Source organism: Bacteroides sp. AM16-24 (assembly GCF_003471885.1).
Classification (GTDB): domain Bacteria; phylum Bacteroidota; class Bacteroidia; order Bacteroidales; family Bacteroidaceae; genus Bacteroides.
The window spans coordinates 166,937-192,621 of record NZ_QRKI01000005.1 but is presented as its reverse complement, the minus strand read 5'-3'; the positions used below and the strand labels follow the sequence as shown (position 1 = coordinate 192,621).

The 25,685-nt window shown below is 46.0% G+C and carries 27 protein-coding genes and 1 tRNA gene; 15 read left to right on the top strand and 13 right to left on the bottom strand.

Going from position 1 to position 25,685, the window contains the following annotated elements; translation table 11 throughout:
• Positions 1-122: 122 nt before the first annotated feature.
• On the bottom strand, positions 123-413 hold the full coding sequence (locus DW182_RS08300; RefSeq protein WP_229036191.1) for a type II toxin-antitoxin system VapC family toxin: 291 nt from the start codon (positions 411-413) through the stop codon (positions 123-125).
• A gap of 381 nt (positions 414-794) precedes the next feature.
• On the opposite strand from DW182_RS08300, the gene DW182_RS08290 reads away from it, so the two are divergent.
• Positions 795-1,112, top strand: coding sequence for a helix-turn-helix domain-containing protein (locus DW182_RS08290; protein WP_199678566.1), 318 nt, complete (start codon positions 795-797; stop codon positions 1,110-1,112).
• A gap of 65 nt (positions 1,113-1,177) precedes the next feature.
• Here DW182_RS08290 and DW182_RS08285 read toward each other — a convergent pair whose 3' ends face one another.
• The 3 genes from DW182_RS08285 to DW182_RS08275 form a co-directional block, all read right to left on the bottom strand.
• Positions 1,178-1,804, bottom strand: a complete 627-nt coding sequence (locus DW182_RS08285) for an NUDIX hydrolase (RefSeq protein WP_118295267.1) — start codon at positions 1,802-1,804, stop codon at positions 1,178-1,180.
• Positions 1,801-2,682, bottom strand: a complete 882-nt coding sequence (gene bla / locus DW182_RS08280) for a class A beta-lactamase, subclass A2 (protein ID WP_199678568.1) — start codon at positions 2,680-2,682, stop codon at positions 1,801-1,803. Before bla ends, DW182_RS08285 begins: the two co-directional genes overlap by 4 nt.
• Positions 2,683-2,807: 125 nt before the next feature.
• Entirely contained in the window at positions 2,808-3,566 is a 759-nt protein-coding gene (locus tag DW182_RS08275; protein WP_118295265.1) for a response regulator transcription factor, read from the bottom strand.
• Between the two features lie 114 nt (positions 3,567-3,680).
• On the opposite strand from DW182_RS08275, the gene DW182_RS08270 reads away from it, so the two are divergent.
• Both DW182_RS08270 and DW182_RS08265 read left to right on the top strand, forming a co-directional pair.
• Positions 3,681-4,271 (top strand): sugar O-acetyltransferase, encoded by a 591-nt coding sequence (locus DW182_RS08270; RefSeq protein ID WP_118295264.1) that lies wholly within the window; start codon positions 3,681-3,683, stop codon positions 4,269-4,271.
• A gap of 52 nt (positions 4,272-4,323) precedes the next feature.
• Positions 4,324-4,974, top strand: a complete 651-nt coding sequence (locus DW182_RS08265; RefSeq protein ID WP_118295263.1) for a DUF1349 domain-containing protein — start codon at positions 4,324-4,326, stop codon at positions 4,972-4,974.
• Positions 4,975-5,098: 124 nt separating this feature from the next.
• On the opposite strand, the gene DW182_RS08260 is transcribed toward DW182_RS08265, so the two are convergent.
• Positions 5,099-5,749, bottom strand: a complete 651-nt coding sequence (locus tag DW182_RS08260) for an NAD(P)-dependent oxidoreductase (protein ID WP_118295262.1) — start codon at positions 5,747-5,749, stop codon at positions 5,099-5,101.
• Positions 5,750-5,979: 230 nt separating this feature from the next.
• Between DW182_RS08260 and DW182_RS08255 the strand changes: the two genes are divergently transcribed.
• From DW182_RS08255 to DW182_RS08230, 6 genes are all read left to right on the top strand, one after another.
• Complete coding sequence (locus tag DW182_RS08255; RefSeq protein WP_118295288.1) at positions 5,980-6,498, top strand: methylated-DNA--[protein]-cysteine S-methyltransferase; 519 nt, start codon at positions 5,980-5,982, stop codon at positions 6,496-6,498.
• Between the two features lie 41 nt (positions 6,499-6,539).
• Positions 6,540-7,388, top strand: a complete 849-nt coding sequence (locus DW182_RS08250; protein WP_118295261.1) for a methylated-DNA--[protein]-cysteine S-methyltransferase — start codon at positions 6,540-6,542, stop codon at positions 7,386-7,388.
• A 92-nt stretch (positions 7,389-7,480) separates the two neighbouring features.
• Positions 7,481-9,430, top strand: a complete 1,950-nt coding sequence (locus DW182_RS08245) for a heavy metal translocating P-type ATPase (protein ID WP_118295260.1) — start codon at positions 7,481-7,483, stop codon at positions 9,428-9,430.
• Between the two features lie 5 nt (positions 9,431-9,435).
• Positions 9,436-9,873 carry a Fur family transcriptional regulator gene (locus DW182_RS08240; protein ID WP_007665262.1) on the top strand — a complete coding sequence of 146 codons (438 nt, stop codon included), beginning with the start codon at positions 9,436-9,438 and terminating at the stop codon, positions 9,871-9,873.
• Between the two features lie 4 nt (positions 9,874-9,877).
• Positions 9,878-11,614: a helix-turn-helix domain-containing protein gene (locus DW182_RS08235; RefSeq protein ID WP_118295259.1), complete on the top strand. Its 1,737-nt coding sequence runs from the start codon at positions 9,878-9,880 to the stop codon at positions 11,612-11,614.
• Positions 11,615-11,754: 140 nt separating this feature from the next.
• On the top strand, positions 11,755-13,362 hold the full coding sequence (locus DW182_RS08230) for a PAS domain-containing sensor histidine kinase (protein ID WP_118295258.1): 1,608 nt from the start codon (positions 11,755-11,757) through the stop codon (positions 13,360-13,362).
• Here DW182_RS08230 and DW182_RS08225 read toward each other — a convergent pair.
• From DW182_RS08225 to DW182_RS08215, 4 genes are all read right to left on the bottom strand, one after another.
• A complete protein-coding gene (locus tag DW182_RS08225; RefSeq protein WP_115502894.1) occupies positions 13,339-13,896 on the bottom strand; it encodes a pentapeptide repeat-containing protein in 558 nt (185 codons plus the stop codon). The two genes, DW182_RS08230 and DW182_RS08225, sit on opposite strands and share 24 nt — an antisense overlap.
• A gap of 44 nt (positions 13,897-13,940) precedes the next feature.
• A complete protein-coding gene (locus DW182_RS08220) occupies positions 13,941-14,357 on the bottom strand; it encodes an HU family DNA-binding protein (protein WP_025835930.1) in 417 nt (138 codons plus the stop codon).
• A 79-nt stretch (positions 14,358-14,436) separates the two neighbouring features.
• Complete coding sequence (locus DW182_RS22275; RefSeq protein ID WP_199678565.1) at positions 14,437-14,601, bottom strand: hypothetical protein; 165 nt, start codon at positions 14,599-14,601, stop codon at positions 14,437-14,439.
• A gap of 105 nt (positions 14,602-14,706) precedes the next feature.
• Complete coding sequence (locus DW182_RS08215; RefSeq protein WP_118295287.1) at positions 14,707-16,344, bottom strand: B12-binding domain-containing radical SAM protein; 1,638 nt, start codon at positions 16,342-16,344, stop codon at positions 14,707-14,709.
• A gap of 88 nt (positions 16,345-16,432) precedes the next feature.
• On the opposite strand from DW182_RS08215, the gene DW182_RS22270 reads away from it, so the two are divergent.
• Positions 16,433-16,576 (top strand): hypothetical protein, encoded by a 144-nt coding sequence (locus DW182_RS22270; protein ID WP_182426034.1) that lies wholly within the window; start codon positions 16,433-16,435, stop codon positions 16,574-16,576.
• A 2-nt stretch (positions 16,577-16,578) separates the two neighbouring features.
• Positions 16,579-17,001, top strand: a complete 423-nt coding sequence (locus DW182_RS08210; RefSeq protein WP_118295257.1) for a type II toxin-antitoxin system VapC family toxin — start codon at positions 16,579-16,581, stop codon at positions 16,999-17,001.
• An 85-nt stretch (positions 17,002-17,086) separates the two neighbouring features.
• Here the strand turns inward: DW182_RS08210 and DW182_RS08205 are convergent, their stop codons facing one another.
• Entirely contained in the window at positions 17,087-17,386 is a 300-nt protein-coding gene (locus tag DW182_RS08205; RefSeq protein WP_233564110.1) for a hypothetical protein, read from the bottom strand.
• 265 nt (positions 17,387-17,651) lie between these two features.
• Between DW182_RS08205 and DW182_RS08200 the strand changes: the two genes are divergently transcribed.
• Genes DW182_RS08200 through DW182_RS08185 form a run of 4 tightly spaced genes read left to right on the top strand, consistent with a single transcriptional unit; the run spans position 17,652 to position 22,634 of the window.
• Positions 17,652-18,977, top strand: a complete 1,326-nt coding sequence (locus DW182_RS08200; RefSeq protein WP_117707002.1) for a TolC family protein — start codon at positions 17,652-17,654, stop codon at positions 18,975-18,977.
• A 24-nt stretch (positions 18,978-19,001) separates the two neighbouring features.
• Complete coding sequence (locus DW182_RS08195; protein WP_118295256.1) at positions 19,002-20,093, top strand: HlyD family secretion protein; 1,092 nt, start codon at positions 19,002-19,004, stop codon at positions 20,091-20,093.
• A gap of 4 nt (positions 20,094-20,097) precedes the next feature.
• Positions 20,098-21,738, top strand: a complete 1,641-nt coding sequence (locus tag DW182_RS08190) for an MFS transporter (RefSeq protein WP_118295255.1) — start codon at positions 20,098-20,100, stop codon at positions 21,736-21,738.
• Positions 21,739-21,767: 29 nt separating this feature from the next.
• Positions 21,768-22,634, top strand: a complete 867-nt coding sequence (locus tag DW182_RS08185) for an AraC family transcriptional regulator (RefSeq protein ID WP_118295254.1) — start codon at positions 21,768-21,770, stop codon at positions 22,632-22,634.
• 73 nt (positions 22,635-22,707) lie between these two features.
• Here the strand turns inward: DW182_RS08185 and DW182_RS08180 are convergent.
• The 3 genes from DW182_RS08180 to DW182_RS08170 form a co-directional block, all read right to left on the bottom strand.
• Positions 22,708-22,781: transfer RNA gene (locus DW182_RS08180), tRNA-His, on the bottom strand.
• Between the two features lie 92 nt (positions 22,782-22,873).
• Positions 22,874-24,010, bottom strand: a complete 1,137-nt coding sequence (locus tag DW182_RS08175) for a CapA family protein (protein WP_118295253.1) — start codon at positions 24,008-24,010, stop codon at positions 22,874-22,876.
• A 6-nt stretch (positions 24,011-24,016) separates the two neighbouring features.
• Entirely contained in the window at positions 24,017-25,660 is a 1,644-nt protein-coding gene (locus DW182_RS08170) for a TlpA disulfide reductase family protein (protein WP_118295252.1), read from the bottom strand.
• Positions 25,661-25,685: the final 25 nt, after the last annotated feature.

Below are 25,685 nucleotides of genomic sequence, written 5' to 3'. Positions count from 1 at the left end.
ATGGATGAGTTGTTACATGAGATATAGAGTCTGAGGGTACAATATAATAAAGAAACACCCCATTACATCTATGATAATGTAGTGGGGCGATTTGGCTATATATTATCAGAATAAATCCAAGTTTAAATGGAGCGGTTCGTCCAGTTTTCAACAATGATACCAGGCAGCCTGCCTAAATGTTTTATATTATCTGTGACTATTGTTAAATGATTAAGGATGGCTGCACAACCTATTAATATATCAAAATCATCAATTAGTTTTCCTTCTCTCCTTAAATTCGCTTTAATATCTCCGAATAAAGGTAATGTTTCGGAAACAGGAATTACTTTAAAGTGGTCAATCACAAAAGCAACGTCTTTTAAACGTTCTTCTTTATTGTTACTGAAGGATGCACCGAAATACTGTCTTCCCATGCACCGGAAATGCACTAAAGAAGTTTTCGGAATTAGGTGTCTTTTTTGCAGGATGAGCTACCTTTTCTTTTAAAGACTCAGACAATTTGCTGATTAAATCCAATTTAATATCCGGGCTTAGCGGAGCTAATAACTTCATATACCACTCCGTGGGATTTAATGACAGTTCCATAATATGTTCTCCTTTCTTTATGCAAAAGAACTGTATTTCATGTAATAAACAAGGGCGAACAGAAAATAGTTTGCTGTCTTTTTCAAGTAATAAAACGAATATAACATTTAGTCATGAAGACAGGGTGATTTTGAAGATAATGACGAAATGTATCATTATGGTTTTTATCTTTCTTCCAATATTCCTATTTTTGTGCAAAACTTGAGTATATGTATAAGAAGAAAATTCCTTTTGATATTGATTGTGGCATCAAGATTACCATGGAGGTGATTGGTGGAAAGTGGAAATCCTGTATCATTCAGGAATTGGTTACAGGTTCTAAGCGTCCCAGTGAACTGCATCGTTTGTTTACCGATGCAAGTCCGCGGGTGATAAACCAGCAATTAAAGGAATTGGAAATGCATGGAATGATACAGAAGAAAATATTTACGGAACTTCCGCCCCATTCGGAATACTCCATCACTGAGACCGGAAGAACTTTAATTCCCATAATTGAACTGCTTGAAGCATGGGGAGATGATTTCTGACCGAGGATGAAGGAGATTCTGGAGATAGAATAGGGGAGGCTTGCTGAAAGGCTGTAGAAGATGCCTCAATCAAACTGCACCTCCCAGTTCTCGTCCTGATAGGCAGCGAAGCACATGGCAATCTGTTCTTTGCTGTTCTTTTCTTCCGCTAATTCCGGTATCTCATCCAGAGAGAAATATCTGCTTTCAGTCGTTTCTATGTTACTTTGAAAACTCCCGCCTGTTACTTCACACAGTACAAAAGCCTTGCAAACATTGTATGCGTATGGTGGTACGTTGTGCAGATTCCTGTCCTGCACAGCAATCAGGCGGACTGCTTTCACATCCAATCCCGCCTCTTCCTTTACCTCTTTTTCCGTATTGGTCTTGATGGTTTGATTCACGTCTACCCAACCGCCCGGTAAAGACCATACACCGGCCTTTTCTTTTACCAGGAGAATTTTATCATCTTTGAAGATGGCTGCCCGCGTGTCCAGTTTGGGTGTCTGAAAGCCTGTTTCGTTGCAGAACAGGTTTTTCACTTTTTCTACTGGCAGGTCGCTCTGGTGGCTCATTATCTCTGCTGATATTTCGCGGATACGTTCGAAGCGTTCAAGGTCGAAAGGATCTTTGGAATAGGTTAGTCCGGCTTGAGCTATGAACTGGAGTTCTTTGGCCCATTCGAGCCAGAGAGGGGCGTTGTTTTCTTTCATTGGATATTGGGATTTAAAGAATCATATACTATCTTGGATATACGGGCGATGATGGCTGCATTTTCCCGGTCGGTTTCCTGCGATTCCATGACGAGGACGGTGATATAATATTTCCGTCCGTCCGGAAGGATAATGAAGCCAGCGTCGTTATCGGCGGTTTTCACACCTTCGGGTGTTCTGTCCGAAGAACCGGTTTTGTGTCCGACGATAACATCAGGAGGCAATTCTCCTTTCAGTTTGTCCGTACCTGTGGAAGTCTCTTTCAGGATTTGCCATAAGAAATCTTTGTATTCGGCGGCAAACAGTGTTTGCTTGTCGGCTATATTCAGTAATCTGACTACTGCCTCCGGAGTGCTCCAGTTTTGATACTGGGTTGCCACATCCCGGTGCATAAGTTCTTCGTTTGCCGCCAGATTAAAGTCTTTCAGACCTAATGACTTTATGTAGCTGTTTACTTTATCTATACCACCGGCGTAGTCAATGAGCACATCGCAGGCATTGTTATCGCTCAATGATATACTGTATTTTAACAACTCTCCCAGGGATATGCTGAAATCCCGGTCGGGGAATTTCTGCCTCAACGGGCTGTACGTGTTGGGCAGCATCTGGGCTGCTTTTATTTCCATGATACTGTCTAAACTTACGTGCCCCTTATCCATTTTGTCTAAAACAGCCAGTGCCACATGGAACTTGAAGACACTGAACAGAGGGAAATGAATTTGATTGTTATGGAGCGCAACGATTGTGTCATTGACTAATACGGCAACGCCCACGGTTGCCTTTTTATCTTTCAGGACTTGCCCGATTGGCTGTTCCAGTTCTTTCTGTTGGTTACGTTTGGTGGCATTGCAGGCACTGAATAGGGTTGCCAGCAGCATGCAGGTTAAAAAGATATTTGTTTTCATTACGGGGTTGTCAGTAAAGTGAATCTTAGTTTTGGCTTATTTAATCGCCCAAAGATACGATAATTCTGAGATTTTTTGATGATACAGCCCGATTCCTGTCAGGCGTGCAGCAAATTCAACTCCTTTGCTACCCGGCAGGCTTCAATGGAGTTACTCACTTGCAGCTTTTCCAGAATATTCTGCCGGTGCCGGTTCACGGTGTTTATGCTGATTGATAATATCCGGGCGATGTCTTTACTCATTTTCCCTTTATCAATTAGTTGCAGGACTTCTTTTTCCCTGTCGGACAGCAGGTCGTTGCAGCTTTGCTTTTCCAATTCCAAGACTTGACCGTTGGTGGAGTTGATGATGATGCAGTTCAGAGAGGTATCTATGGAAAAGTTATAGAGGCAGAGGGCCAGCCATACGCTGCCGTTTGAGTCGTTGGCTATGTAGAATATCCGGTGCAGAATGTGCACATACCTGCCGGAATTATCCCGCATACGCATGTTGTGCGTGAGGTAATAGTCCCGGCGTTTCCGGCTTGGGATGCTTTTCAGGAAATGGAAGAAGCGGAGTTCCTGCAAATGCTTTTCCAGTAAATCGTCCGGGTGCATCAGGCCGAATATTTCCTCTTCCCATATCGAATGAACTGTTTTGCTGGTGTCCCGTTCTGCCAGTCCGAGTTTTTCCGCTACCCCACCATAATAGATGTAGCTGGTGTTTGTTTTCATATCGCTCAATACGGCTACGGCATTCTCGGTACGCGCATACATGGAGGCGATGTGTTTATACTCATCCAGATGTTCCGTCAGTTTCCGTTCTTTCGCGAACGTTTGTTTCAGCAATTCTTCATTCAGTTTATCTATGATATCCATGGTGTGTGAGGGGGCGAAAAATGGTTATTAATCAGTATTGCCTGTTTGCCTGCAAGCCTTTACCTTTGCAAAGGTAAGTAAAACAGATTGTTATTTCATCAAAATAAGGAAATTATGGAGACTGAAAAGGAAAAGGCGAAGGCTGGAAAGTTGTATGATGCCAATAGTGATGCGGAACTTTTGGCGGAGAGAGATGTCTGCAAGGAGAGATGCTATGAGCTGAACCGCCTGCGTCCTTCGCAGAAGAAGGAACGGGAAGACATAATCCGCGCATTGTTTGGCAGGACGGGAAAGTCTTTTCTGATAGAACAGCCGTTCTATTGTGATTACGGTTACAATATCGAGATAGGGGAGAACTTTTACTCAAATGTGAATTGCGTCATTCTGGATGGTGCGAAGGTGACATTCGGTGATAACGTGTTTGTGGCGCCGAACTGCGGTTTCTACACGGCCGGCCATGCACTGGATGCGGCACAAAGAACCCGGGGGCTTGAATATGCTTATCCCATTACGGTGGGGAATAATGTGTGGATTGGTGCTCAGGTATGTGTGTTGCCGGGAGTGACAATCGGTGATAATACGATTATCGGTGCAGGAAGCGTCGTCACCAAGAGCATTCCGGCCAATGTGCTGGCGGTTGGAAATCCCTGCCGGGTGGTTCGTCAGATAACGGAGGCGGACAAGATGAAATATGGTGCCGAATAAAAAAGTGGAGTTGGATAAATAAGAATAACGATTAATTAAAATAACACGGAAAATGAAGAAATTACTTTTTGGCCTGTTGATGGCCGTTGTGGCGCAAACTTCTTTTGCACAGACGTTGGAAAAAATGCAGTGGTTCAACGAACCTGAACAGTGGGAAATAAAGGATAAAAGCCTTTCAATGTTTGTCACTCCGCAGAGTGATTACTGGCGCATCTCTCATTATGGTTTTACTGTGGATGATGCCCCCTTCTATTATGCAACGTATGGTGGTGAATTTGAAGCTAAAGTGAAAGTGACGGGCGATTATAAGGCGCGCTTTGACCAGGCGGGACTGATGTTGCGCATCGATCATGAAAACTACATCAAAGCAGGTATTGAGTTTGTAGACGGAAAATTTAATTTGAGTACAGTAGTGACTCACAAGACCAGTGATTGGAGCGTAATCACTTTGGATAAGCCTGTCCCTTATATTTGGATTAAAGCTGTCCGCAGGCTGGATGCTGTTGAAATCTTCTATTCGTTTGATGACAAGACTTATACGATGATGCGGAATGCATGGTTGCAGGATAATATTCCTGTGAAGGTTGGATTCATGGCTGCCTGTCCTGACGGAGGTGGGTTTAATGTTAAGTTTGAGAACTTCAAAGTGAAGCACTTGCCTGATATGCGCAGGTTGGAATGGCTGAAAAAGAATGCAGAATAAATAGGGTTAGTTCAATTAAGTTTGGTAAAAAGACAAATGCCGGCAAAAAGAAGAGTGATTCTTTATTTGCCGGCATTTATTCTGTTTTGAAATTTAAAGAAATTCTTTTCTGAAATAGCTTTGTTTAATATCCGATAGTGAAACGTTCCTTGTGGTGCTTCTCCTGTTCCAGCTCGTCCACCATGGCTACGGCAAAGTCTTCGACAGATATATTGCTGTCTCCGTTGGCATCCACCACCAGGTCGTCTTTTCCGATGCGAAACTTTGTGGTGCGTTTGCCGGGTGTCATGTTGGCGGCGGGGGAGAGGAAAATCCAGTCGATATCTTTTTCCTTGCGGAGCGTGTTCAGGTAGAATTCGCCTAAGGACTTAATGCCGGGCAGAAGCTGTGCGGGCACATCATCGGCATCCATCACCATCTTGCCGGGGGCATAGAACAGGGTTCCGGCACCTCCCACAATGAGCAGACGCTTCACGCCGGCTTGCTTCGCGCTTTCCACTATCAGGGGATAATTCTTCAGGGTATCTTCGTATATATGGGGATCCTTCCAGCCGGGGTTATAGGCGCTGATTACGGCGTCTTTTCCTTTGCCGGCCTCTTTCAGGGCATCGGTGTCGGTGACGTCGGCTTCGACGATTGTCAGGTTCTGGTTGCTGACGGTCATCTTCTTGGCATCGCGCACAATGGCGGTTACTTTATGGCCTCTGTTCAGCAATTCGTTCAGGATGGCGGTTCCTACGAAACCACTTGCTCCTATCAATACTACATTCTTCATGTTGTTCGTTTTTTTAGGGTTTATATGATAACAACCGTCTTTCCGTGAAAGAAGTTTTACGAACGACATTCTTTTAGGGAATGTTTAATCTTCTAAGTACTGATACTTGTCGAAAAAGGAAAAATAGGAGTGTGGAAGTGATTTTCGCATATTTCGGGTCGGTTATCAGCCGTAAAGTCCGTATGTTTGCATGCTGAACAAGAATAAATCGAAAAACATGTATGACGGTGATGGACAGGATTCTGATACAACATTATCAATCTCCATGTGGAGAGTTGATACTTGGCTCTTTCGGAGATAAGCTCTGTATGTGCGACTGGGTGGACGAGAAGCGCAGAGGCATCATTGACAAGCGGATGCAGGATGGACTGCATGCCAGTTATGAAACAGGTAGTTCGGAAGTGACGGCGCAAGCCGTTACCCAACTGGATGAATACTTTGCGGGCAAACGGACTACGTTCTGTGTGCCGCTACTCTTTGTAGGGACGGAGTTTCAGAAGTCTGTGTGGCATGAGCTGTTGAATATTCCCTATGGGACGACGGTATCGTATGGAGAACTGTCCCGGAAACTGGGTAATCCCAAGGCTGTCCGTGCCGTGGCGGCATCGAATGGGGCGAATCCTATTTCCATATTTGTGCCTTGCCACCGTGTCATCGGCAGTAATCGTAAGCTGACGGGGTATGGCGGGGGGCTTCCTGCCAAACAGTTTTTGCTGGAACTGGAGATATCGGCGGTGTCTTTGCTGTGATTCTTTTATTAATAAGGTTTTGCCATAATCCCTTGCGCTAAATGAAACAACAACAAGAATTGAATTACGAACGCATTGCTGCCGCCATCCGCTTTATCAAAGAGAACAGGCAGGAACAGCCCCGGTTGGAGACGATAGCCGGGCATGTGCATATGAGTCCGGCTCATTTCCAACGGATGTTTCAGGAGTGGGCGGGGATAAGTCCGAAGAATTTCCTGCAATATCTGAATGTGGAATATGCCAAGCGTATTCTGAAACAGACGCATGCTTCACTTTTCGATACTGCCTGTGAGGTTGGTTTGTCGGGGACGGGACGTCTGCATGATTTGTTTGTCAACATCGAGGGGATGACGCCGGGGGAATATAAAAACGGTGGTCAGGCGCTTCGTATCAATTATTCTTTTGCCGAAACTCCGTTCGGCCAGGTGATGGTTGCTTCTACTGATAAGGGAATCTGCCATCTCGCTTTTGTGGATGAAGGGGAGGAGGAGGCGCTCGGTTCTTTGAAACAGCTTTTTCCAAATGCTGCCTATACGCAGTGCCCCGACCGGAAACAGGAGGATGCTCTCTCTGTCTTTAATCGGGATTGGAGTAAACCGGACGAAATAAAACTGCACTTAAAAGGCACTTCCTTCCAGTTGAAAGTATGGGAGACGTTATTGAAGATTCCGGCGGGCGGTTTGACTACTTATGCCGACCTGGCAACAAAATCGGGACACGAAGGAGCTTGCAGAGCCGTAGGGACGGCTATCGGGAGGAATCCGGTTGCGTTTCTGATACCTTGTCATCGGGTGATAAAAGCTACAGGGGACATCGGAAATTACCATTGGGGGGAGGTGCGGAAGGAGGCGATTATCGGTTGGGAGGCGGCGTACTTTCTTTTGCCTTGATGCAAAAGAAAGAAAAAGTATAAGCTTTTTGCAACCCGGTTGCACCCCCCATCCCTTACCTTTGCACCGGACAAAATAATAAGATTAAGATTATGGAAACAAAATGTCAGTGTGGTTGTGCACATACACATACTTCTCCGCAGAGCAAAGAGAAAGAGCAATCTATGATTCGTAAGATAGGAGCTCCGGTGCTATCAGGTATATTCCTTATCACGGGTATCATCTTCCAGCATCAGCAATGGGTAGGATTCAGCCATCCGGTGGTTGAATTTTGCTGGTTCCTGTTGGGCTTCCTCCCCGTGGGACTTCCTGTGATGCGCGAAGCATGGGAGGGCATCTTGCGGAAAGACTGGTTCAATGAATTCTCCCTGATGGCCTTAGCCTCCCTCGGAGCATTCTACATCGGAGAATATCCGGAAGCACTTGCTGTAATGTTGCTCTATACTTTAGGAGAGATGTTGCAGGATAAAGCCGTGAACCAGGCTACCCGCAATATCCGCGGCCTGCTCGATGTGCGCCCCGAACGGGTGGATGTATATCGTGAAAACACGCTCCGCACAATCTCTCCCCGTGACGTCAATGTGGGAGAAACCATTGAAGTAAAACCCGGCGAACGTGTCCCTCTGGACGGAACTCTGCAAAATCCGCAGGCCGTTTTCGATACTTCGGCGCTGACCGGGGAGAGCATGCCCCGCAATGTTTCCGCAGGCGGTGATGTCCTTGCCGGTATGATTGTCAGCGGACAGGCAGTGCGCATACTGGTGACGAAACCTTACGACCACAGCACGCTGGCACGCATCCTTAACCTTGTGCAGGACGCAGCAGAGCGCAAAGCGCCTGCCGAACTGTTCATCCGGCGGTTTGCCCGCATCTATACACCGATAGTCGTGCTTTTGGCTGTCCTAATAGTAGCCCTTCCCGCACTTGTTGCGGCGGTGCACCCGGGCTTCGACTATGTGTTCAACGATTGGCTCTATCGTGGGCTGGTGTTCCTCGTAATATCCTGCCCGTGCGCACTGATTATCAGCATCCCGTTGGGCTATTTCGGAGGAATAGGGGCGGCTTCCCGTATGGGTATCCTGTTTAAGGGAAGCAATTATCTGGATGCCATCACCCGCGTGAATGCCATCGTCTTCGACAAAACAGGTACGCTGACCACCGGCAGTTTCCGCGTGACGTCCATACAGGCGGCCGGTCTGCCGGAAGATGAATTGCTGCGACTGGTGCTGTCCGTAGAAAAGAAGAGCACCCATCCTGTGGCACAAGCCGTTGCCCGCTTCGCAGCCGAACGGGGTGTAGAACCTCTGGAAGTAACTACATTGAATGAACTGGCAGGCTATGGCCTGGAGGCCGAAGTAGGGAGCCGTAAAGTCCTTGTCGGCAACATCCGCCTGTTGAAGGACCGCAAGATATCCGTACCCGGAGAACTGACGGACTGTGTAGCCACTGTCGTAGTCTGTGCCGTCGACGGGCGGTATGCCGGTTGCCTGCTGCTTTCGGACACTCTGAAGGAGGATGCCACGGATGCTATAAAAAAATTAAAGGCTTTAAAAATAGATAATATTCAAATGTTATCTGGTGATAAACAGGAGATTGTTGATATCTTTGCCGCAGAATTGGGCATTGACAAGGCTTACGGTGACCTGCTTCCCGAAGATAAAGCCGTCCATCTGGAACAGCTCAATTCTGCCCCGGACGTGTCCGTAGCCTTTGTGGGCGATGGTATGAATGACGCTCCCGTACTGGCTCTCAGTGATGTGGGGATTGCGATGGGAGGGCTGGGTTCGGATGCCGCTATCGAAAGTGCAGATGTGGTTATCCAGACCGACCAACCGTCGCGGGTGGCGACAGCCATTTCCATCGGACGGGCCACAAGACGGATTGTGGTGCAAAATATTATCGGTGCCATCACCGTGAAAATATTGGTTCTGATTGCGGGCGCCTTTGGCTTTGCCACGCTATGGGCGGCGGTGTTTGCCGATGTCGGAGTGGCTTTCCTGGTTGTTCTCAATTCGGTCCGCATATTAGGTAAGAAGTTCTGAGTAGTATGAAAGACGTATATCTACATAAATTGTCCCTTCGGGATATCAAACCTACAGCGATGAGGCTGTTGATTCTCCGCACCATGATGGAGATGAGGCGGGCTGTGTCTATGGCAGATTTGGAAGAGAAACTCGATACGGTTGATAAATCCACTATTTTCCGGACACTGACCCTGTTCCTTTCCCACCACCTGATACATGGTGTGGACGATGGAAGCGGTTCATTGAAGTATGCCGTTTGCGAAGACTGCTGCATGTGTACGGTGGAAGACCAGCACATGCACTTCTATTGCGAACATTGCCATAAGACCTATTGCATTCGGAGTGTGCACGCCCCGTCAGTCACGCTTCCGGAGGGATTCATGCAGACGGGAATTAATTATGTAATCAAAGGGATTTGCGCCGACTGCGCAGTCCATAAGAGAATAGACACAGACGATTGAGCGTATGAGACATTTCTATATATGTCTCCTCTTGTTAGGCTTTCTGTCGGTATCTGCCCTGGCAAGCGGAGATAAAGGAACAAAGGATATATATACGGAACAGTATATCACGGACATCTATATGGATGAGCCGAAACGCGCGTTGCAACTGCTGGACGAAGCTGAAACAAAGCAAGCGTTGCCCATATACATGGTGGATGATTTGCGTAGCATGGTCTACTCGTACCTGTATCAGGACAAATCGGCATTCCACTATGCCCGCCGGGCCTATGTACATGATTCTATCTCCGGGAACCACCCTGACCACTTGTTGAAGATGACCATAACCTTGGCCGACCTCTCCCATATCCTGAGCGAATATAAGGAGAGCAACCGTTACGCGGTTGAAGGACTGGAACTGGCACGCAGGCTCGACGACCGGCAGTCGGAATGTAAGTTACTCTTCTGTATGGGCGAGAACAAATGGATGCTGTCATTGAAAGAGGAAGGGTATGAGCTTTTCGATAAGGCAATCGCCCTGCTGGATGGCAGGAAAGATAAACTGAGCAAGTCGATGCTTTCCTATTTCTATGGGGTGAAGATGGGATACCTGATTAACGACAACCGGCTGGAAGACGCCTTGCAGGTAGGCCTGCAACGTGAGAAGCTGTTGGACGGAATGAAAGGCAATCCGGAAGTGCGTGAGGCTTTCCTCGACCAGCAATACGGATATGTCTATTCCAAATTGTCCCGCATCTGCCATTTGCTGGGAGATGTGGAACGTGGAAAGGAGTACCATAAAAAATACCAGTCCACCCATGCCTATAACACTCCTGCCGGTAAGCGCGATGCCACCCCGTACCTGCTTGTAACCAAGCAGTATCAAGCCGTACTCGACCATTGCCGCGACTTCAAGGAGCTGATGCACCGGCAAGATACCTTGAATATCCAGTACGTCGGCGTTCTGCAACGGGAGATAGACGCCTATCTTGCCCTGAAAGACTATGAGAAAGTCGCCGCACTGCGTGCTTCCATCCTGTCCATAACGGACAGCATCTACCGGCGTGATAAAACCAATGCCGCGCTGGAACTGGACAACCTTTACGAAGTGAACGAGAAGGAAGCCCGCATTGCGGAACAGGCTTTCCAGCTTACCATACGTACCATTACGTTAGTCTTCATCCTCTGCGTTTCGTTGTTATCACTGTTTTTCCTGTGGCGTATGTGGGTGCAGAACCGCAAAATCAAGCGTAAGAACCAAGTACTGGTGGAGCGCATCAACGAGCAGATGTCCATGCAGACGGAGATGAACCGCTTGCAGGCTGATGCCGAGAGAGTGTCGGAAGACCAACCTTTCCCGGAGACCGGGCAGACAGAACCGGAAGCATCCGACGGCAACGAAGAGGAAGCCCAGATGAATAAGATGATTTTCGGCAAGCTGGATTATATTATCAAACGGGATAACCTGTATCTGTCCGCCGACATATCGAGAGAAGAACTTGCCCGGATGGTCAAGATGAACAATACCCGTTTTGCCCGGATGATAAAAGAGAATACGGACACCAATCTGAACGGGTATCTCAATAATCTCCGCTTGAATTATGCCATGCATTTATTGAAGGAACATCCTGAATATACATTACGTGCCATTGCCGAAGCGTCAGGCATCAACAGTATGCCTACTTTCCACCAATTGTTCAAGGCAAGGACGGGAATGACTCCTTCTGAGTTTAAGAATGCAGAGAAAGAATTGAGAAAGTAATATTCTGTATTTCAGTGTGATATTACTTTTTTTGATATAGTTGAGGACAATTCTTTATATGTATGACAAACTGTATATCGGTTGTTTTTGCGATATTTTATTCCTTTGTAAAATAATAACGGCAAAAATCTGTATATACAATGTCTATATTGTGTCTGGCAATCCAAGTTGTTTTTGTTGTTTCTGTAGCGATAGTCTATTATTTCCGATTGTATAAACTTCATGGCATATCAGTAAAAGAGTGGGAAGAAATGAAGGAAGACAATTTCCTGATGCGGGAGTTGCTGAATAATCTTCCTATTCCGACTACGGTGAAGGACATCAAGGATAACTGTAACTATCTCTTTTGGAACAAGAAATCTGAAGATTTATATAGTGTCTCTCAGGACGACCTGATCGGGAAGAACGCAAGTGTTCTGCCTCCCGAAATTTGTTCTGCCTTTCAACAGACAGACCGGGAAACGATACGTTCCGGCCAATCAAACACTTTTCAGCGTCTGATATTGGCTGATGGGTGCGAACATGTATTGAATATGTATAAGCAGTTGTTGTACTACAAGGGCGAACCCCGCTGGCTGATTAGTGCGGCTGTGGACGTCACGGAAGCGGCAGAGAAGCGGTGCCAGTTGGAACAATTGGATCTTCAGCATCGCTTGCTGTTGAAAGCTACCGGTATGAAGCTGTGGACATGGGATTTGCGGCGTAAAGAGATTACCTGGAAAAGAGATGGTGAAGGTGGAACGGACAGAATAGTAGATGCCGACGAACATCTACAGCTTATCCTGCCGGAATACAGGGAGAACATCCATCGGGCATTGGACAGACTGAAACGAAAGGAAACGGACTTCTTTGACGAGGAATTCTTGCTTCGGGATGAAGACGGCACTCTTTCGTGGAGAGAAATCTACGGAGCTGTATATCAGTATGATGAAGATGGCGAACCGGCTCTTCTGGTGGGGGGAACTCTGATGATTGACAAGAGAAAGGCACTGGAGCAGGACTTGCGGGAAGCAAAAGAAAAAGCGGAAGAAGCCAACAGGCTGAAGTCTGCCTTTATTGCCAATATGAGCCACGAGATACGTACTCCGTTGAATTCTATCGTCGGTTTCTCAAGCGTACTGACTATGACGGACGACATGGAAGAGAAAAAGGAATATAACCAGTTGATACAGCATAACAACGCACTCTTATTGAAGGTGGTGGACGATGTTCTGGAGCTTTCGAAGTTGGAGGCGGGAGACTTTAAACTGTATCCTGCATGGTTCTGTCTGTCGGACCTCATTGTGGAAAGTGCCGCCGAGTGCAGGATGAAGGCTGGCGGAAAGCTGGATGTTCGGGTGGATAAGCCGGAACAGGATTATATGGTGGAACTTGACGCTCAGTATGTCAAACGGATATTGAGCAACTTCCTGTCGAACGCTCTGAAAAACACTCAAAGCGGCTATATCGATATAGCGTACAGCATGGCAGATGGGGGTGTCAAGATTAGTGTGAAAGATACAGGCTGCGGTATTCCGCAGGATAAACTTCCGTTGGTTTTCGACCGTTTCGAGAAAGTAGACTCTTTTGTGCAAGGGGGCGGGTTAGGGTTGCCCATTTGTAAGTCTATAGCAGAGAACATGGGCGGAACCATCGGGGTGGTTTCGGAAGTGGGTGCAGGAACTACGTTTTGGGTTACATTGCCTTGTGCTACAGCACCCACTCCTCAATTACACAATGAAATGTTAATCAACAACCTCTATTCCTAATCCCGTCAGCAGTCCTTCCAGTCCGTAGCGGGAGAACCGGGCTTTCTTCAGGCGGTTGGCGGCAGGGTTCAGGGCGTAGTTGCGGGCGGTGCTGAAATCGGCTTTTTCCAGGTTGGTGTGGTGGAAGGAGGCGTAGCAGAGGTCGCACTCGGTGAACTTGGCTTCGGGGAGTTGCGTCTCCATGAAGTCGGCATTTTGCAGGTCGCAGCGTGTGAAGCGGGTGCCTTTCAGCTTCATTTCGGTGAAAAGGGCATAGGAGAGGAGGCAGTTGCGGAACTCCACGGACAGGCCGAAGCGATTGCTGAGGGTGAAGTTGATACCTGTCATCTTGCAGTCGGTGAAGAGGACGTCCAGCCAGGAGGTGTTGCTGGCTTTCACCAGTGACAGGTTGCATTCTTTGAAGGTGCATCTCTCAAAGATAACTCTGCCGATGCTCTGGCCGGAGAAGTTGCATTTGTCGAAGGTACATTCGTAGTAGTTGGGTTCCAGTTCGTCGATGGTGAAATCGACTTTTTCGATGATTTGGTTTTCCATATGGTGGGGTTGAAATTGGTCTTGTTCAGCCTCTTGAAGAGGGGTTATTTGTTGCTGTTGTTGCCTATTTCGTCAAAGTCTACCCATTCCAGATAAGGGTCGATGAGGGTGCGGTCGGTCACCCGGTTGTTTTGCTCACGGCTGTATTCGGGGATGAAGCGCACTTTTGTATCAGTGATTTGCTGGGGACTGACTTCTTCAGGCGTGTCTACTCCCTGATTCTCCGATTGACAAGTGAGATAAAATGTTCCTACACCTTTCAACCGTACCGATCGACCTGCACTCATCAGTTCGCCCAACACTTCACCCAGATTTACGAGTACTGCATAGGTATCTCCCGGACTTACCGTTGACATAAGCGACAGTCGTTTTGCCACATCATCTGTTGTAGCAGGGCGACCTTTGGTTATTGCTCTCGGATACCACTTTCCATGTATTTTTTGTTTTTTGTAGAAAGCCATGTTGATTTCTCCTTTCTTTATGGTTTAATAGCCTTGATGCTACGACTGAGCGAGGCTTATCTATATCTTTAATATATCATCAATACGGATGATGCCTACCATCAATACGGATGATGCCTATCATCAATGCGGATGATGATATGCCGAGTCGCAAAGATAGCATAACTAATCCGTAACCTGTGCACGGCAAAGGTAGTATTTCAGCCTCGTACGATAAATTACTGAAATAACATAAGTCATTCATATTATTAGTAAACATAAGTATCTTAATTCTCCTCCTCCAGTCGGAGGAGGAGGGGAATTGAGATAGTTTCAATGATATATAGATAATGTGCGAAACTTGAATGAATTAATTCTTTGCCTTGAACACCGGCTCTATTTTCTGTATCTCCGACTCAAAGCCGAACCAATATCCCCGGTTTTCTTCCTCACCGACCGGCAGGAAACAAAGCCGGAGGTTCTCCCTGTATTCCCCATACAGCACTTCCCAATGTCCGGGAGGAACTTGCCGTTTGGTCTTTACCCGTTCTGCCGGGAGCTTCTTCAGCGACATGCCCGCCTCTATCCAGGCGATGCTTGCTTCCGACTGATATTCGGGATAATGCCGCTTGCAGAACTCATACAGGATGAGGCCCCGTTTTTCCAGACTCATCGGCTGGTCTATCAATCCTATCCGTATTAGATGTTCCAGAAAATCGTGCAGGAACGTTTCGTTATCCAAAATCAGTCTTCGGGTTATACCTTGCCAGGCAGGAGCATTATAAAAACCATCCAGCAGGCGCGAAAGTTGTCGCGCGGTTTGCAGTTCGTCCACATTGATTTCGCGGGTTTGCAGCACCTCGTAGGGTGGGAACGGGGAATATTGTATGCCCAGTTCTTCCGCCCTGCGGCGCATTTCCGTGCCGGGAAGCAGTTTCAGGGACTCCAGTTGTATTTCTCCGGCGCCATATTCCGCCAATACGCGGATGTCCTCGAATATCTCCGAAAGGTGATAGAGCGGGAGCCCGGCAATCAGGTCGGCATGCGTTTCCATGTTGGGGAGGGCACACAGGAATTTCAGTCCTTCCAGCGCATCCGACAGTCGGCCCATCCGTCGGCTTTGCACAAGCACCGGCTCGCGCAGGCTTTGTATGCCGGCTTCCAGATGCAGCAACCCTTCGGGCAGACGCTTTAACTCCTCTTTCAGCTCTTCGGAAAGTAGGGCAGGGTGCATTTCCAGGTGGAAACGTATATCGGGGGCGAATTCAAGGAACAGTTCCAGCAGTTCCTTTGCCCGGCGGGTATTATAATTGAAAGTACGGTCGAGCACACGCACGTTCTTTATTCCGTGTCGGTGGATGATTTGCAGCCGTTCGCGGATTGCTTCGATGGACAGGGTGCGCACGGGTTTTTCTCCACCACTGACGCAGAAGGCGCAGGTGTTGAAGCAGCCCCGTGTGGTTTCCAGTTGAACGAAAGGCTTGCTCCAGTTGAAGAAACGGCTTTTCTCGGGGGGAACGAGGTGATGGAAGTCCAGCACGCGGGCGATGCCGTTATCGATGTAATTTCCGTGGGAGTCGAGGTAGCAGAGTCCGGGGATATTCTTCCATTCCGACGGATTGTTGCGGTGGGTTATCCATTGCGGGAACACTTCTTCGCCTTCTCCCCTGAACACGCAACTGACAAACGGGTTGCTGCGCAGGAAGAATTCGTTGTCTCCCAGGAATTCCGGTCCGCCCAATACGATGCAGCATTGGGGCAGCAGGGCTTTTACTCTTGAAATGATGTGCAACAGTTGCTCGTGGTTGAACAACCAGACAGTGGCGGCAAGCAGGTCGGGACGGCGGCGGTAGACTTCGCCCGCTACCATGCCCACATTCTCGTTGATGGTGGCGGATACGATGTCCCATTCGATGGCGTCGTCGTCGGCTATCTGTGCATGCAGTGCGGGGAGTGCCAGTGAGGAGTGGGCGTATGAACTGTTCAGGTCGAGCCAGAGGATTTTCATGCTGGTTTGTTTAATTTCGTGCAAAATTACGCAAAATCCGAGGATTTATATGTAAGTTTGCATAGAGTTTTAGTAATATCAAGAAAGTATGGAAGAAGAAAAAAAGCAACCGGAAGAAAAGGCCAAAGCTAAAGTGCAGAAGCCGAAGAAGAAAAAGGTGAGCAAAACTTGGGAAGCCGCACAAAGGCTCAAAGGAAGCCTTATTGTAAACGACCCTAAATTTTTGCTGTAATAATGAGGTATCTTATTGATACAAATATCTTTGTGTATTTAGCTACCGATACGGATTATTTAAGTGAAGATGTGGCGTCCATCATACAAGATTTAGATACTGTATTATATATTAGTGCAGAATCTGTTCGTGAACTTATAGTGGCTTATCGTAATAAGGGCTTATGCTCTAAACGTTGGAAGTCAATAGAAGCAATGGTTGTTGCCATAGAAGCGGAATATTATGTTAAGATATTGCCTTTGAAGAAAGAACATATGCTGACTTATGCGCGACTGGAGATCAATGAAATGCAAGGACACAAAGATCCTTCCGACCATGTCATTATTGCTCATGCCATAACCGAGCATCTGCCACTCATATCAAGTGATACCCGCTTTGATTTTTATCGTAAACAAGGGCTTGACCTGATATTCAATAAAAAGTAGAGATATCTTTTATATCTAAGCACACCCCGTTACATGATGTAAGAATGTAGCGGGGTGTGTTGTTATAGAGATTATTTGCTCATGCTTATAGTTCTGTAGAGTTGTCAATCACTTTTATCCTGACACATTCGCTGGGAACCAGTGTCAGCAATTCATCCAGGAACTCACGGCTGCATTCCAGCAAAGTTTCCTGCGTCATTTCTTCTTTTGAAGCGGCAAAGAAGCGGAACAGGTTATCAGAGTCGGGAAGTTTCACCACTGTATAAACTATATCCGTTGACTTTTCATTGTATTGCTGTGCCAGGTCGTCGGCTCTTGCCCAGAATTGAACTGCTTTGTCACCACCAATTTCTACGACTGCGATTAGTTTTTTGTTTGTTTCCATAATCATTTATTTTAGTTATACATGCTGTCATGCTATCTTTAAAGTAACAATTGAAACGTTTTTATGGTTTCCTGCATTTACCTTTTTTTACATAAGTAGATGTTCTTGATTAGCTTGCATTATGCATAATAATTTAGCCCTCTGTTATTATGTGAACTAATATCTCCCTATAAAAAGGGAAAATGTGAACATAAACAGTCGATATATAGACAGCATCCTTTTGCACTAACCCGCTAACTTTGCTTCCAAATATCAAATAATTGTTATGAGAAGGTTACTGTTCATTTTTTCCTTTTTCTGCCTGCCCGTTGCGAGTGCAGGCGCACAAGATACCCTGGCATTGGAAGACTGTCTGAAGATAGGCATCGAGAACAACCTGTCCCTGCAAAGTAAACGGAAAGAGATACAAAAGGGAAGGTATGGCATCTCCGAGAACCGGGCACGATTGTTGCCCCAAATCAATGGTTTTGCCAATTATAATGATAACATCGACCCGCCTGTCTCCGTTACCGACGGCTCAGCTTACGGCAATCCCTACAATGTGACTCATACCCTGCAATACAGTGCCAACGCAGGATTGCAGCTCCAAATGCCACTCTATAACCAAACCCTCTACACCAGCATCTCCATTGCGCGGACGATGGACGAGATGAACCGCCTCACCTACGAAAAGGCGAGGGAAGACCTCATCCTGCAAGTCTGCAAAATGTATTATCTGGGGCAGGTCACCGCCGAGCAAATCGCACTGATAAAAGCCAATATCACCCGTCTTGAAGAATTGCAGAACATCACGCAGGCCTTCTATGACAACGGAATGGCAATGGAAGTCGATGTGAAACGGGTGAACATCAATCTCGAAAACCTGAAAGTACAGTATGACAATGCACAGGCCATGCTGGAACAGCAACTGAACCTGCTGAAATACATTATCGATTATCCCGCAGAAAAGCAAATAGCCTTAGTGCCGGTGAATACCGAAACTATCACTCCCGTAGCATTGACCGGACTCTCGGAGAGCCTATACGAACTCCAACTGCTGCAATCGCAACGGCAACTGGCCGAGCAGCAAAAGAAGATGATTGGTTACGGATACATCCCTTCCCTGAATCTGACGGGCAACTGGATGTTTTCCGCTTACACCGATAAGGCTTACCACTGGTTTCATTCCGGTTCTTCCGGTCATTGGTACCGTTCCTATGGCCTGGGCCTCTCGCTGCGTGTTCCCATTTTCGATGGTCTGGACAAACGCTATAAAACCCGCAAGGCCGTCATTGATATCGAAAACATCAAACTGGCACAGGAGAACACCCGCAAGAATTTGCAGACCCAATACCTGAATGCCACCAACGACCTGATGAACAACCAACGGAATTTCAAAAAGCAGAAAGATAATTATTTGCTCGCCGAAGATGTGTATACCGTCACTATGGACCGATACCGCGAAGGCATCACCTCGATGACCGAAGTGCTGCAAGACGAAATGCGGATGAGCGAAGCCCAGAACAACTACATCAGCGCCCACTACAACTATCGGGTGACCAACCTTATGTTGCTGAAACTGACCGGGCAAATAGAATCATTAGTCAAATAACAAGTTAATCAATAACATCCGAATATGGAAACAGTAGAAAACAATAGCGCATCCAGTACGCATCAGGAGAAAGCAAAGAAGTTGAGAAAATTACGCCGTTGGCAAGTCGTAATCAGCCTGTTGGGAATAGGTGTCATGATTTGGGGAGTCATACAGGTGGTCTGTCTCTTCTTGGATTACAAGCAGACCGAAACCAGCAACGATGCCCAAATAGAACAGTATATATCTCCTGTCAATCTGCGTGCCTCGGGTTATATCAGGAAGATTTATTTCACCGAACACCAGGAAGTTCGCAAGGGAGACACCTTGCTTGTATTGGACGACCGTGAATATAAAATCCGCGTTATGGAAGCCGAAGCCGCCCTGAAGGATGCACAGGCAGGCGCCACCGTCATTGGAGCCACCTTGCAGACTACGCAAACCACCGCATCCGTCTATGATGCTTCCATCTCTGAAATAGAAATCCGTTTGGCCAAACTGGAGAAAGACCGCCAGCGTTATGAAAATCTGGTGAAACGGAATGCTGCAACTCCCATTCAGTTAGAGCAGATAGAAACGGAATATGAAGCCACACACAAGAAACTGGAAGCCGTGAGGCGTCAACGGAAGGCGGCTCTCTCGGGAGTGAACGAAGTGTCTCATCGCCGTGAGAGTACCGAGGCTGCTATCCAACGGGCAACGGCTGCCTTGGAAATGGCTAAGCTGAACCTGTCTTATACAGTGGTCGTAGCCCCTTGCGACGGAAAGTTGGGACGCCGTGCCTTGGAGGAAGGTCAATTCATCTCGGCAGGGCAGACCATCACTTACATCTTGCCCGATACGCAGAAGTGGATTGTTGCCAATTATAAAGAAACCCAGATTGAGAATCTGCATCTTGGGCAGGAGGTGGCTATCACGGTGGATGCCATCAGCGATAGAGAATTCACAGGAACTGTTACGGCTATTTCGGGGGCTACGGGTTCTAAATATTCGTTGGTTCCCACTGATAATTCTGCCGGAAACTTTGTGAAGATACAACAGCGCATACCGGTTCGTATCGATTTCACCAATCTCTCCAAAGAAGATAATGGGAAACTGGCGGCAGGTATGATGGTAGTTGTGAAAGCTAAACTCTGACGCCATGCCCTCGTACCCTAAAAACTATCCCTTCTACAACTGGGTGCCTAAACCGGTAGGCATCATCATCATGTTGTTGCTCTTTATCCCTATCCTTACGGTGGGTGGCGTTTACTCTGTCAACAGCACTGAGATGATGAGTGGACTGGGCATCATCTCCGAGCATATTCAGTTCACTAATTTCGTCACTTCCATCGGAATGGCGGCTTTCGCTCCTTTCCTGTATCGCTTGATGTGTATCCGCCGGGAGAAGATGATGTGTCTGGCGGGGTTCTCGCTCATGTATGTCTTTAGCTATATCTGTGCGGAGACGGACAGTATATTTATTCTGGCGCTTTGCAGTCTGCTCATGGGCTTCCTGCGGATGGTGTTGATGATGGTCAATCTGTTTACGCTTATCAAGTACGCTGCCGGAATGGAAGCTACCCGTAACATCACTCCGGGACTGGAACCTGATGATGATAAGGGTTGGAACAAACTGGATATTGACCGATGCGTCAGCCAACCGGGTATTTACTTGTTCTTTATGATTTTAGGGCAATTGGGCACATCACTAACGGCATGGCTGGCTTTTGAGTATGAATGGCAGTATGTGTATTATTTTATGATGGGTACTGTGTTGCTTTCCATTTTGGTTATCTTTATCACAATGCCTTATCATAAGTTTGCTACGCGCCGTTTTCCTATCAACTTCAGGCAGTTCGGCAATGTGGCGGTGTTCTGCATTACATTGGTGTGCATCACTTATGTGCTGGTTTATGGCAAGGTCCTGGATTGGTATGATGATGCGTCCATCCGCACTGCCACATTGGTTGCGGCTATATCTGCCTGTATCTTTTTCTATATGGAGAAGAACCGCCATTCACATTACTTCCTGTTGGATGTCTTTAAGTTACGTACCATTCGTATGGGCATTTTGCTTTATCTGTTACTGATGATATTCAATTCAAGTGCCATGTTTGTCAATGTATTTACGGGCATCGGGATGAAACTGGATAATTACCAGAATGCGACATTGGGCAACTGGTGTATGGCAGGTTATGCGATTGGTGCTATCTCTTCTATGATATTGGGTTCCAAGGGAGTGCATTTCAAGTATCTGTTTGCAGCCGGTTTCCTGTTTCTCGGATTGTCGGCAGTATTCATGTATTTCGAAGTGCAGAGTGCCGGATTATACGAGCGGATGAAGTATCCGGTCATTATCCGTGCCACCGGCATGATGTTCCTTTATGCCTTGACTGCTGCCTATGCTACGCAACGCATGCCCTATAAGTACCTTTCTACCTGGATTTGCGTCATGCTTACCGTGCGTATGGTGTTGGGACCCGGCATCGGAGGCGCTCTTTACTCGAATATATTGCAGGAGCGTCAGCAGCATTATGTCACCCGCTATGCACAAAATGTGGATATGCTTCATCCCGAGGCTTCCGCTTCGTTTACTCAGACTGTTCAAGGCATGCAATATCAGGGAAAGAGCAAGCAGGATGCAGTCAATATGGCGGCAATGTCTACCAAAGGGCGGATTCAGGTGCAGGCCACCCTGTCGGCTGTAAAGGAAATGGCTGGCTGGACTATATACGGTTGCCTTATTTGCATGATATTTGTATTGATTATTCCTTATCCTAAACGGAAATTGCTAACTTAGCGCTGTTTTTCAATATAACCCGTGATATTATGGATACTCAGCAGGAACGTTTGTCTCGTCTTAACCATGCATTGTTAAGTGGAGAGGATGTTTGTAGTTCGGAAGGTATGCTTCATGATTTTCCTGAGTCATTGAAGAAACCGTTTCAAGTAAATGGAGTAGGGCTGGTGGTTTGCCGTCAGGGAAGTTTTATGTTTACTCTGAATCAGAAGGATTTTTCGGCCAAAGCGAATGAGACTCTCTTTATTCCCGGTGGTTCTGTCTTTCAGGTTGCCCGTCAGTCGGAAGATGCGGAAGTTTTTATTCTTGTCTACCAGACAGATCCGATACGTGACATTATAGGTAATTGTGTGACTTCTATGCATCTCTATTCGCAGCTTGCCACGGAGCCATGCTACGTATGGAGCACAGGTGAAGAGAATGAAGTCCTGAAATATATGTCTCTTCTGGACAATACTTTACGGATAGAGGAAAATACATTCAATCACTATGAACAGAAGTTGTTATTGTTGGGACTGACGTATCGGCTTTGCTCCATTTATAATCGTAAACTTATCACTCAAAGAGCCTCGGTAGGACATAAGCACGATATTTTCATACGGTTGATTCAGTTGATTGAAATGCATTATATGGAGCAGCGTGGCGTGGAGTTTTATGCAGATAAACTTTGTTTGTCGCCTAAGTATCTCTCTGTACTGTCCAAGTCGATTTGTGGATATACGGTGCAGGAGCTGGTGTTCAAAGCCATTATCCGTAAGAGCATTTCGTTGCTTAAGAACACGCAGAAGAGCATACAGGAAATATCTGATTACTTCAACTTTCCTAATGCTTCCTATTTTGGTACGTTTTTCAGGAAACAAACAGGAGTATCTCCACAGCAATATCGGAGAAAATAATCTTGCCAAAAGTCTGATATATAATATAACAAAGAAAGAGGAAAATCATTACTGAAATTCCTCTTTCTTTTAGGGTGACTGAAGGGACTCGAACCCTCGACATTCAGAACCACAATCTGACGCTCTAACCAACTGAACTACAGTCACCATGTTTGCGTCATTTCTCAAACGCGGTGCAAAGATAGATATAATCTTTGATACTGCAAATGTTTGGAGGAATATTTTTGTGAGAATCTGCATTATTTTTTATTCTCTTTGATGCCTACATTGTGTTGCTGAAGGAGCTTTCGAGAGTTTTTAGTAAAGATATTCAGATGGTTACGTGCTACTTCCGGCAGCTTTGAAACGGATGTGGAATCGGTCGGATAAAGGACATAATTTTTTTCTTTGGTAAGGGTAGGCCGTGCTGTCCATACCAGATTATATCCGCAATGACTAATATGGACACTTGGTGTGGAGGAAATAACTGTATCTTTTTCCAACTCTAACGTGAAAATAAGGCCACCATCAGTATTTACCTTACTCATATTGGATATAAAATTCCCTAAAGAATAAACTACGGCATGCTGCATTCCGGTCAGAGTATCAGTGCGTAATTCCATTGGCTGTATGACATGTGGATGTGAACCGACGATATGCGTTACCCCTTGTTTTAATAACCAATCTACTAATTGCCGCTGTTCCCGGCTGGGAAGAGACTGGTACTCATTTCCCCAATGCATACAGGCTATGATAGCATCGGGTTGCCATGTTCGGGCAGTGTCAATATCCTGTTGTATGATTTTTTTATCTATATAGTTCACTATGTTGGGAGAGGTGGGCTTGACTCCGTTAGTATCATAGGTATAGTTGAGAAGGGCGATACGAAATCCGTTCTTATCAATAAGTAAAGGATAACGCTGGGAGCGCTCTTCTTTGTTCCGATAGGTGCCTGTGTACGGAATATGTAGAGAATCCAGCATAAGGATGGTGCGTTCCAGACCTTTCTTTCCGCGGTCAAGACAATGGTTGTTTGCTGTTAATAGTATGTCGAATCCAGCATCTTGAATAGCATATAAGAACTCATCTGGGGCTGAGAATGCAGGATAACCTGTATATGGTTTTCCGCCGAGGGTGACTTCAAGATTTCCAATAGCGATGTCTGCTCTACTTATTTGCTCTTTCACAAGAGAGAAACAAGGAGAGTAATCATGAGTCCCCTGACTTGTACGCGCAGCTTCAAGTTGTGCCTTGTGTTGCATCAAGTCACCGACAAATAATAATGTGACTTTAGCAGAAGGAACAGTGTCAGATGCTTCAGCTACTACTTGTTCTTGTGCCGCACTGTTGCATGATACAAGAAAAAAAAGTAGTGTGAGGGGAGATATTCTTCTCATAAATGTTTAAGGAGTTAAAAGTTCCTTTTGGAGAATACTTTCTATTTCTTCAACTGTGGGATTTATAGCAAGAATAATTCCCTCAGCATTAACAAGAAAAGTACCTCCGGCAGCATTCGGTATCCGGTATTTCGTCCATATCTGATTGGTGTCATTGAGCTCAATGAGGTTTAACCAAGGATAGCCGTCTTTTTTGATAGCTTCTTTCATGCGGGCATCACTTCCTTGCTCACGTGCCACACCGATGACAGTGAATCCCTTATTCTTATATTTTTCATATATGGGAATAACTTGTTTGGAGTTTACACGACATGGACCGCACCAAGAAGCCCATAAATCAATTAACGCTACCTTTCCCTGAATATATTTTGATATTTGTACTTTGTTCCCATTTAGGTCAGGAGCTGAAAAATCAACATATGGTTTTCCAATTTCCGGTTGCCCGTTTTTAATGAGCATTTGCATTTGCTGACCATAAGGGTGTTCCGGATAGAGAGAGGCAAAAGTTTCCTGATAGGCATTCAGAAATGGAGTAACGTCTTCACCTTTGCGTGCCATTTCTGTCTTACTTGTCAGAACATATAGTCCGGGTAAGGAAGGGTTCTGTTTTATATGCTTTATAGTCCATTGATTCATTTCTTCGTTTAATTGCTTAATTTTCGCCAAAAGAGCTTTTCCTTCTTCTGTGTATGCTTCTCCGCTCTCCTCAAGACGGTCTCTTTCTCTGTAGATATTATTTCGCTCTTCATTGTTGTCCTTAACCTGCTCGATTTTTTTCCAAAGAGTTTGCAGTGCTTCACTTTCGAAACGGTTTTCTTCGTATAATTTATTCATTTGAGCGTATAAAGAGTCAAAATTGAATTTGGCTTTTCTTTCACTCTCCAATTGTTGTAACTCACAGGTTAATGGATTACTTGTGCTCACTAGTCCCGGTTTTCTGGTACTAGCCGGGTATAGGGTGAAAGAAACAGGACCATTTTCTGCAAAGAAGAGAGAAGGGAGCCAGCTACCGGTAAGCATATCATTCCAGATAAAGACTTCGTATACTTCTTCATGATCAGCGTAGAAATCATATTGAAATTCTCCATTGCGTATAGGTATTGATAGCCATGGGCTGCTACTGGGATTCTTATGGGCTTTCATCAATACGAGTCGGCTGGATTGCGGACTATCGATTACTTTGCCTGAAATGTGACAATGAATCTTTCCTTTCTTTTCTTGCTCGTTGAGGCTTATGCTTTTAATTTGAAAATCTCCTTTATTGGCTCCCTCTATGAAATCAATCATCTTTTCTTGGGGGGCAAGAGGAGCAAATTGAAGGCTGAAAGTTACATTTCCCGAGGCAGGCATATAGACTTCTTTGTCCAACTCGAAACCTTGTGAACGGATGATAGGATAGTTCTTTCCGGTTTGATTTCCATGGAGTGATAGACCCGAAGCCAGACGTATCCAATAGTTAGGGCGCGAATAGGCATCCATATATAAAATAGTGGCTGTATCATTACGGACGATCCGGCTGATTTCAAGTGCATCGCTATTTCTGTATTGATAGGATGGATAGTCGATTGAAAAGTTCTGCGCAGTTCCCCGTATGGTACAGACAAGAAAAAGGAAAACAAAAACAAAAATTGTTTTTAGCTGTGTGTTCATGAGTATTATAGATTAAACTAAATAC